8 protein-coding genes are annotated in these 8,240 nt (G+C 67.1%); 5 read left to right on the plus strand and 3 right to left on the minus strand.

Annotated features, from left to right (window positions below):
* Positions 1 to 231: 231 nt before the first annotated feature.
* A complete protein-coding gene (gene mnmA, locus C7C56_RS18775) occupies positions 232 to 1,350 on the minus strand; it encodes a tRNA 2-thiouridine(34) synthase MnmA (protein WP_106758899.1) in 1,119 nt (372 codons plus the stop codon).
* Positions 1,347 to 1,850 carry an NUDIX hydrolase gene (locus tag C7C56_RS18780; protein ID WP_106758900.1) on the minus strand — a complete coding sequence of 168 codons (504 nt, stop codon included), beginning with the start codon at positions 1,848 to 1,850 and terminating at the stop codon, positions 1,347 to 1,349. The genes mnmA and C7C56_RS18780 overlap by 4 nt, the downstream gene beginning before the upstream one ends.
* Before the next feature lie 246 nt (positions 1,851 to 2,096).
* Here C7C56_RS18780 and C7C56_RS18785 point away from each other — a divergent pair, with 246 nt between their 5' ends.
* From C7C56_RS18785 to C7C56_RS18800, 4 genes are all read left to right on the plus strand, one after another.
* On the plus strand, positions 2,097 to 3,209 hold the full coding sequence (locus tag C7C56_RS18785) for a Re/Si-specific NAD(P)(+) transhydrogenase subunit alpha (protein WP_106758901.1): 1,113 nt from the start codon (positions 2,097 to 2,099) through the stop codon (positions 3,207 to 3,209).
* A 34-nt stretch (positions 3,210 to 3,243) separates the two neighbouring features.
* Positions 3,244 to 3,600: an aspartate 1-decarboxylase gene (gene panD / locus C7C56_RS18790; protein WP_106758904.1), complete on the plus strand. Its 357-nt coding sequence runs from the start codon at positions 3,244 to 3,246 to the stop codon at positions 3,598 to 3,600.
* A 69-nt stretch (positions 3,601 to 3,669) separates the two neighbouring features.
* Positions 3,670 to 4,014: an NAD(P) transhydrogenase subunit alpha part 2 gene (locus tag C7C56_RS18795; RefSeq protein WP_106758902.1), complete on the plus strand. Its 345-nt coding sequence runs from the start codon at positions 3,670 to 3,672 to the stop codon at positions 4,012 to 4,014.
* A 35-nt stretch (positions 4,015 to 4,049) separates the two neighbouring features.
* On the plus strand, positions 4,050 to 5,504 hold the full coding sequence (locus C7C56_RS18800) for an NAD(P)(+) transhydrogenase (Re/Si-specific) subunit beta (protein WP_106758905.1): 1,455 nt from the start codon (positions 4,050 to 4,052) through the stop codon (positions 5,502 to 5,504).
* 90 nt (positions 5,505 to 5,594) lie between these two features.
* On the opposite strand, the gene C7C56_RS18805 is transcribed toward C7C56_RS18800, so the two are convergent.
* A complete protein-coding gene (locus C7C56_RS18805; protein ID WP_106758903.1) occupies positions 5,595 to 6,509 on the minus strand; it encodes a GGDEF domain-containing protein in 915 nt (304 codons plus the stop codon).
* A gap of 308 nt (positions 6,510 to 6,817) precedes the next feature.
* Here C7C56_RS18805 and C7C56_RS18810 point away from each other — a divergent pair.
* Positions 6,818 to 8,240, plus strand: a 1,423-nt coding sequence (locus C7C56_RS18810) for a M48 family metallopeptidase (protein WP_146204549.1), incomplete at its 3' end; no start/stop codon positions are given.

Consider the following 8,240-nt stretch of genomic DNA (forward strand, 5'->3'; position numbering starts at 1 on the left):
GTCATCCCCGCGAAAGCGGGGACCCATGCTGAGCCAGCACAGATATGGCACGTGAATGTTTAGTCATGGGACCCCCAATCCCTGTACGTATACGAAGGCGATATAAGCCGGACTACGGCGCGCTCAGCATGGGTCCCCGCTTTCGCGGGGAAGACGGGTGGGGGCGGGTGACGTTGGGAAAGGCGGGGATGACGTTGGCTTTTGTATCGGATGGCCTTAGAAACGATGGCCTCAGACCGCAGTCGATCCGTCGATGATGCCGCCACCCAGGCACACGTCGCCGTCGTACAGCACCGCCGACTGCCCCGGCGTGACCGCCCACTGCGCGTCGGTGAAGCGCAGCGCGAAGCGGTCGTCGCCGCTCGGCGCGACCTCGCACGCCACGTCGGCCTGGCGGTAGCGCGTCTTGGCCGACAGCGCGCGCGCGTCCGGCGCGTGCCCCGCGACCCAGCTGGCCTGGCCCGCGCTCAGCGCCGACGACAGCAGCCACGGATGGTCGTGGCCCTGCACCACGTACAGCGTGTTGGTCTCGATGTCCTTGCGCGCCACATACCAGGCGTCGCTCGAGCCGTCCGGATTCTTGTACGACTTGAGCCCGCCGATGCCGATCCCCTTGCGCTGGCCCAGCGTGTAAAAACTCAGGCCCACGTGCTCGCCGACGGTCTTGCCGTCATCGGATTTCATCGGGCCCGGCTGGTACGAAAGGTAGCGGTTCAAAAAGTCGCGGAACGGACGCTCGCCGATGAAGCAGATGCCGGTCGAGTCCTTTTTTTGCGCGTTCGGCAGGGCCAGCTTCTCGGCGATCTTGCGCACCTCGGTCTTGGCGATTTCGCCCAGCGGGAACAGGGTCTTGGACAACTGCGCCTGGTTCAGGCGGTGCAGGAAGTAGCTCTGGTCCTTGCTCGCGTCGAACGCCTTGAGCAGCTCGAAGCTGCCCGCGTTGTCGCGCACGCGCGCATAGTGGCCGGTCGCGATCAGGTCGGCGCCGAGGTGCATCGCGTGGTCGAGGAAGGCCTTGAACTTGATCTCGGCGTTGCACAGCACGTCGGGGTTCGGGGTGCGTCCGGCCTGGTACTCGCGCAAGAATTCGGCGAACACGCGGTCCTTGTACTCGGCCGCGAAATTGACCGCCTCGATGTCGACCCCGACCACGTCGGCCACGCTGGCCGCGTCGATCCAGTCCTGCCGCGTCGAGCAGTATTCGGAGTCGTCGTCGTCCTCCCAGTTTTTCATGAACAGGCCGATCACCTCGTAGCCCTGCTCCTTGAGCATCCAGGCCGCCACCGAGGAGTCGACCCCGCCCGACATGCCGATCACGACTTTCTTTTTACCCGTATTGGGGGCGCTCATACCGGGTCCTCCTCGAACGTCGAGGCGCACTCGAACACCGAGCCGTGCGTGTGGATCAGGGCCAGCGGCGCGCGCTTGCCGGCCAGGTAGTCGTCGACGCAGGTGAGCACCAGCGGGCTGCGGTGGCGCGCCCGCGTGGCCACCAGCTCGTCGTAGCTGAGCCACAGGGTGCGGATGATGCCCTCGTCGAGCGGCTGGTCGTGCTCGGCTCCGGGCGCGCCGCAAAACGTGAAGCGCAGATAGGTGACGTCGGTGGCGCGCCGCGGCGAGCGGTAGCGCGACATGTACATGCCCACCAGCGCGTGCGGGACGAAGTCGTGCGCGGTCTCCTCGAGCACTTCGCGCACCACCGCCTGCTCGAGCGACTCGTGCGGGTCGAGGTGGCCGGCCGGCTGGTTCAGGCGCACCCCTTCGCTGGTTTCTTCTTCGACCAGCAGAAAGCGGCCATCGCGTTCGATGATCGCGGCGACGGTGACGGAGGGTCTCCAGATGTGGGGCATGCATGTCCTTCGAAATGAGCCGCCATTTTACATTGGCGCAGGCCGGCATGCGCGTTGGCCATTTCCCGGATGCACAAAATGCGCACGGACGGGGTGATCTGATACAAGAAAAGCGCCGATTTCCCCCTATGTGCAGCACAACCGGTTTGAATTCCGAGCAATGCGTCTAGAAAAAAGCGAACGATAGTACTATTTTGAGGTTTGCGTGTAATATTCTGAGCAGTTTAATAATTTACGGAGTCGTTCATGAGAATTGGCATACCGGCCGAAACGCGGCCGGGCGAAACCCGCGTCGCGGCAACGCCCGAGACGGTCAAGAAGCTGGCCGCGAAGCACCAGGTCATCGTGCAGTCGGGCGCGGGCGTGATGGCATCCGTGGTCGACGAGGCCTACGTGGCCGCCGGCGCCACCATCGGCAGCGCGGCCGACGCGCTCGGCTGCGAGGTCGTGCTCAAGGTGCGCGCCCCGGACGCCGGCGAGCGCGCCCAGATGCGCCCGAACGCGGTCCTGATCGGCATGCTCAATCCCTTCGACCTTGAGAACATCGCGGCCATGGCCGCCGCCGGCCTGTCCGCGTTCGCGCTCGAGGCGGTGCCGCGCATCACGCGCGCGCAGTCGATGGACGTGCTCTCGTCGCAGGCCAACATCGCCGGCTACAAGGCCGTCATGGTCGCCGCCAACACCTACCAGCGCTTCATGCCGATGCTGATGACCGCCGCCGGCACCGTCAAGGCGGCGCGCGTGCTGATCATGGGTGTCGGCGTGGCCGGCCTGCAGGCGATCGCCACCGCCAAGCGCCTCGGCGCCGTGATCGAGGCGTCCGACGTGCGTCCGCCCGTCAAGGAGCAGGTCGAGTCGCTCGGCGCCAAGTTCATCGACGTGCCCTACCTGACGGACGAGGAGAAGGAAATCGCCAAGGGTTCGGGCGGCTACGCCAAGACCATGCCGCCCGACTGGATGCGGCGCCAGGCCGAACTGGTGCACGAGCGCGCCAAGCTGGCCGACATCATCATCACCACCGCGCTCATTCCGGGGCGCGCCGCGCCGGTCCTGATCTCCGAGGAGACCGTCAAGGCCATGAAGCCCGGCTCCGTGATCGTCGACCTGGCCGTCTCGCAGGGCGGCAACTGCCCGCTGTCGGAACTGGGCAAGACGGTGGTCAAGCACGGCGTGTTCATCGTCGGCGAGCCCGATCTGGCCACGCTGGTCGCGGCCGACGCCTCGGCGCTGTACGCGCGCAACGTGCTCGACTTCCTCAAGCTGATCTTCGACAAGGACGACGCGCTCGTGATCGACCGCGAGGACGAGATCCTCAAGGCTTCGCTGGTGTGCTTCGGCGGCGAAGCGCTGCGCAAATAAATACATAACTAACGGAAAGAAGTAAAAGATGTCCATGCAACGAGTAATGCTGCGCTCCAAACTGCACCGCGTCACGGTGACCCAGGCCGACCTCAATTACGAGGGTTCCTGCGGCATCGACGTCGACCTGCTGGAGGCGGCCGATATCTGGGTAGGCGAGAAGATCGAACTGTACAACGTCAACAACGGGGAGCGTTTTGCGACCTATGCGATCCCCGGCGTGCGCGGCAGCGGCGAGATCTCGCTCAACGGCGCGGCCGCCCGCCGCGCCCATCTCGGCGACCTCTTGATCATCTGCACCTACGCGCCGATGACCGAAAGCCAGGCCCGCGAGTACACCCCGAAGATCGTATTCGTCGACGACAAAAACGCCATCACCGGAATGAAATAAATTTTTTGCGGTCTCGATGCGGACGGGCCCACGGCCCGCCGCCATAACAAATCCAAACAGGGAGGCAACATGGAATTAGTTAGTCCCACCATTGTCAACATCATCATCTTCGTGCTGGCGATCTACGTCGGCTACCACGTGGTCTGGACCGTCACGCCGGCCCTGCACACGCCGCTGATGGCGGTCACCAACGCCATCTCGGCGATCATCATCGTCGGCGCCATGCTCGCCGCCGGCCTGACCACCGGCCCGGTCGGGCAGATCGCCGGCACCGTCGCCGTGGCGCTGGCCGCGGTCAATGTGTTCGGCGGCTTCATGGTCACCCAGCGCATGCTCGAGATGTTCCGCAAGAAGGAACCCAAGGCCGCCAAGCAAGACGTGGCGTCCAAGGCTGCAGCGGGAGAGCACGCATGAACGATTTCGGCAACGCGGCCCCGGCCGCCGGCATGATGGACTTCGTCACCATGAACATGGTGACGATGATGTACCTGATCGCGTCGGTCTGCTTCATCCAGGCGCTCAAGGGCCTGTCCTCGCCCGCCACGGCGCGCAAGGGCAACGCCTTCGGCATGGTCGGCATGGCGATCGCCGCCGTCACGACGGTCGCGCTGATCCTCAAGCTGCAGGGGCTGGCCCAGACCGGCTCCATGGGCTTCGGCCTGGTGCTGCTCGGGGTGGTGGTCGGCGGCGGCATCGGCGCCTACGCCGCCAAAAAGGTCGAGATGACCAAGATGCCCGAACTGGTCGCGGCGATGCACTCGCTGATCGGCCTGGCTGCGGTCTGCATCGCGGTCGCGGTGGTGTCCGAGCCCTGGGTCTTCGAGATCACCAAGCAAGGCGTCGCGCTGCCGTTCGGCAACCGCCTCGAGCTGTTCATCGGCACTTTTGTGGGCGCCGTCACGTTCTCCGGTTCGGTCATCGCCTTCGGCAAGCTGTCGGGCAAGTACAAGTTCCGCCTGTTCCAGGGCGCGCCGGTCAGCTTCCCCGGCCAGCACATCCTGAACCTGGTGATCTTCGTCGCGCTCATGGCCTTCGGCCTGATGTTCTGCTTCGCCCCCGGCGACCAGCCGGCCTGGACCCCGTTCATCATCATGGCCGTGCTCGCGTTCGTGCTCGGCGTGCTGATCATCATCCCGATCGGCGGCGCCGACATGCCGGTCGTGGTGTCGATGCTCAACAGCTATTCGGGCTGGGCCGCGGCCGGCATCGGCTTCTCGCTCAACAACTCGATGCTGATCATCGCCGGCTCGCTCGTCGGATCCTCCGGCGCGATCCTGTCGTACATCATGTGCAAGGCGATGAACCGCTCGTTCTTCAATGTGATCCTGGGCGGCTTCGGCGGCGAGGCGGCCACCGCCGCCGCCGGCGCCCAGGAGCAGCGTCCGCACAAGGCCGGTTCGGCCGAGGACGCCGCCTTCATCATGAGCAACGCCGAGACTGTCATCATCGTTCCGGGCTACGGCCTGGCGGTGGCGCGCGCCCAGCATTCGCTCAAGGAGCTCGTCGAGAAGCTGACCCACAAGGGCGTCATCGTCAAGTACGCGATCCATCCGGTGGCCGGGCGCATGCCGGGCCACATGAACGTGCTGCTGGCCGAGGCCGAGGTGCCGTACGACCAGGTGTTTGAGATGGAGGACATCAACGGCGAGTTCGGCCAGACCGACGTGGTGCTCGTGCTCGGCGCCAACGACGTGGTCAACCCGGCGGCCAAGGATCCCAAGTCGGCCATCGCCGGCATGCCGATCCTCGAGGCCTACAAGGCCAAGAGCATCATCGTCAACAAGCGCTCGATGGCGTCCGGCTACGCCGGCCTCGACAACGATCTGTTCTACCAGGCCAACACCATGATGGTGTTCGGCGACGCCAAGAAGGTGATCGAGGCGATGGTCAAGGCGGTCGACTAGGCATTGGCAAAAACCGCGGCGGAAACGTCGGCCGCAGCGCCGGCCGCACGACGGCACAAAAGCGCAGCCCGGCACCGGGCGGCGCTTTTTTTACGCCTGCTCGACCCGGTTGCGCCCGCCGCGCTTGGCCAGGTACAGGGCCGCGTCGGCGCGCGTGAGCGCGACCTCGAAGCCCTCCTGCACCAGCGGCGCGAGCCCGATGCTGACCGTGACCTGGATCCGGTCGCCGTTCGGGGTGCTGATGGCCAGCGCGCTGACGCGCTGGCGGATCCGCTCGGCCACGAAGCGCGCCCGTTCGGCGTCCGTGTCCGGCAGCATCAGGCCGAATTCCTCGCCGCCCACGCGCGCCACCACATCGGTCGTGCGCGAGGCCCCGATCACCGCCTTGGCCACGGCGGCGAGCACGGCGTCGCCGACCACGTGGCCGTATCTGTCGTTGACCTCCTTGAAATGGTCGATGTCGGCGATCGCCACCGCCACCGGCGCGCCGCTGCGCCGGGCGCGCGCGGCCACGTGCGCCGCCTGCGCCTCGAAGGCGCGGCGGTTGGGCAGCCCGGTCAGGGGGTCCGACATGGCCAGTTGCTCGATCTGCTCGAGCAGGGCGGCGTTGCGCGCCTCGAGCGCGTGGCGCGCGCGCAGGTCGGTGACGAAGGCGCCCAGGTAGCCGACCCCGCCGCTGGCGCCAAGCTCGCGCACCCGCAGTTCGACCGGGAGCTCGGCGCCGTCGCGGTGGCGCAGCGCGCATTCGCGCATTTTGCCCAGCAGCGGATCCTGGCGCACGCCGTTGACCATCTGCAATATGTAGTCTTTGGCCCCGCATGCGGCCGGATCGGCCAGCAGGCCGTACAGCGGACGGCCCACCAGCTCGCCGAGCGGGTAGCCGGCCAGCGCCTGCATCGCCGGGTTGAGGTAGCGCACGGTGCCGAGCGCGTCGATGATGCACACCGCCTCGGGCGACTCCTCGACCAGGCGCGCGACGATGATGGGGGGCTGTGCGTCTATCATGAAGGTCTACCGGCCGGGCCAATCGAGCGCCAATTGTCCCATTGGGGGGCGGGCTTAGCGAGACATATATTTTCCCAGCATAAACTATTTCGCGGTCCGCCCGGGCGCGGCGATACAGCCGCCCGCGCGCGTGGTAAATTGACAGCGGGCAACTTTGCCGGTTGACCTGACGGCGCGCGGCGACGATACTGGCACAATTATCAAGATTGACACTCCACGCGCGCAATCCCGCCTGCCGGCGGTGGCAAGCGGCAGGCAACAAGAGTCGGGCGGCAAGATGCGGCCAGCAAGCAAAACGGGATCACCACGTGGATAAGCAAGCCTATAAAAAACTGGTCCGCTCGCTCGAGACCGACGCCGTCGTCAGTCCGGGCGGGTTCCGCAACAAGGTGCTCGTGCTTTGCGCCACATTCCACGCGGTGCTGGGCGGCATGCTGTGCGCGCTGCTGCTGCTGGCCGGCTTCGGCATCGCCTACGCCGGCTTCGGCCGCGGCAGCCTCGGGCTGTGGCTGGCCGCGCTGCTGGCGCTGGCGCTGGCGCCGGCGTGTTTCGCGGTGCTGCGCCTGTGCCTGACGCGCCTGCCCGCGCCGCCGGGCCGCCCGCTCACGCGCGCGGAGGTGCCGCGGCTGTTCAGCGCGCTGGGCAACATCCGCAAGCAGCTCGACGGCCCGGAAATCCACCACGTCCTGCTCGACGACCATTTCAGCGTGGCGCTGGTGCAGCGCGCGCGCTGGGGCCTGTTCGGCCGGCCCGTCAACTACCTGGTGCTGGGGCTGCCCTTCATGCAGAGCATGTCGCCCAAGGAGATGCTGGCCGCAATCGCCCACGAGGTCGGGCTCGTGCGCGGCAGCCGCGACCGCGCCGGCGCCTGGGCCTACCGCCAGCAGCGCATGGCGGCGGCGCTGCTCTGGCAGCTGCGCGAGGCGCGCCACGAGAACGCGCTCGATGGCCTGGCCGCGCGGCTGCTGCACAAGTTCATGCACTATTACCAGGCCCACACGCTGGTGCTCGGGCGCCAGAACGCGATCGACGCCGACCGCGGCGCCAGCACCGTCGTCGGCGCCAAGTCGAACGCCGCGTGCCTGGTCCGCGGCGCGCTGCTGGAACGTTGGATCGACACCGACTTCTGGCCCAACCTGCAGCGCCAGGCCAACACCCAGGAGCAGCCCCTGTACCTGCCGTACACCGCGATGCGGGCCGCGTTCAAGGCCGGCCACAGGCAATGGGCCACTAGCGAACGGCTGGGCGCGGCCTGGAACGAGCGGCCCGGCCTGTCGGACCCGCTGCCGCCCCTGAGCGCGCGGGTCGAGGCGATCGGCGAGGTCATGGAGCTGCCGCCCGGCATCAAGATCAGCGCGGCCGAGGCGCTGCTGGGCGAGCGCGCCAAGGGCCTGATCGACGAATTCGACCAGCAGTGGTGGAAGCGGGAGCAGCGCCGCTGGCTGGCGCGCCACCGCTACGTGAGCGGCTCGCGCAGCCGCCTCGAGGAACTGCAGCGCGTGCTGCCGGCCAAGCTCAAGCTCGACGAGCTGCAGGAACTGGCCATGCTGTGCGCCGAGTTCGAACCGCCCGAGCGCGCCAAGCGTTTGCACGAATACCTGCTCGACCTGCCGGGCGGGCCGTACGCGCGCGCCGAGTACGACTACGGCTGCCTGCTGCTGGCCGAGCGCAACGAGAACGGGCTCGAGCACCTGGCCACGGCCGCGCGCGCCGACCGCGAGCTGACCGCGC

The sequence above is a fragment of the Massilia glaciei genome, assembly GCF_003011895.2.
Classification (GTDB): domain Bacteria; phylum Pseudomonadota; class Gammaproteobacteria; order Burkholderiales; family Burkholderiaceae_D; genus Telluria_A; species Telluria_A glaciei.

Excerpts from the sequence above, each read along its gene's own strand:
- panD (WP_106758904.1), top strand. The coding sequence starts at position 3,244 with ATGCAACGAGTAATGCTGCGCTCCAAACTGCACCGCGTCACGGTGACC.
- C7C56_RS18800 (WP_106758905.1), top strand. The coding sequence starts at position 4,050 with ATGGACTTCGTCACCATGAACATGGTGACGATGATGTACCTGATCGCG.
- mnmA (WP_106758899.1), bottom strand. The coding sequence starts at position 1,350 with ATGAGCGCCCCCAATACGGGTAAAAAGAAAGTCGTGATCGGCATGTCG.
- C7C56_RS18805 (WP_106758903.1), bottom strand. The coding sequence starts at position 6,509 with ATGATAGACGCACAGCCCCCCATCATCGTCGCGCGCCTGGTCGAGGAG.
- C7C56_RS18795 (WP_106758902.1), top strand. The coding sequence starts at position 3,670 with ATGGAATTAGTTAGTCCCACCATTGTCAACATCATCATCTTCGTGCTG.
- C7C56_RS18785 (WP_106758901.1), top strand. The coding sequence starts at position 2,097 with ATGAGAATTGGCATACCGGCCGAAACGCGGCCGGGCGAAACCCGCGTC.
- C7C56_RS18780 (WP_106758900.1), bottom strand. The coding sequence starts at position 1,850 with ATGCCCCACATCTGGAGACCCTCCGTCACCGTCGCCGCGATCATCGAA.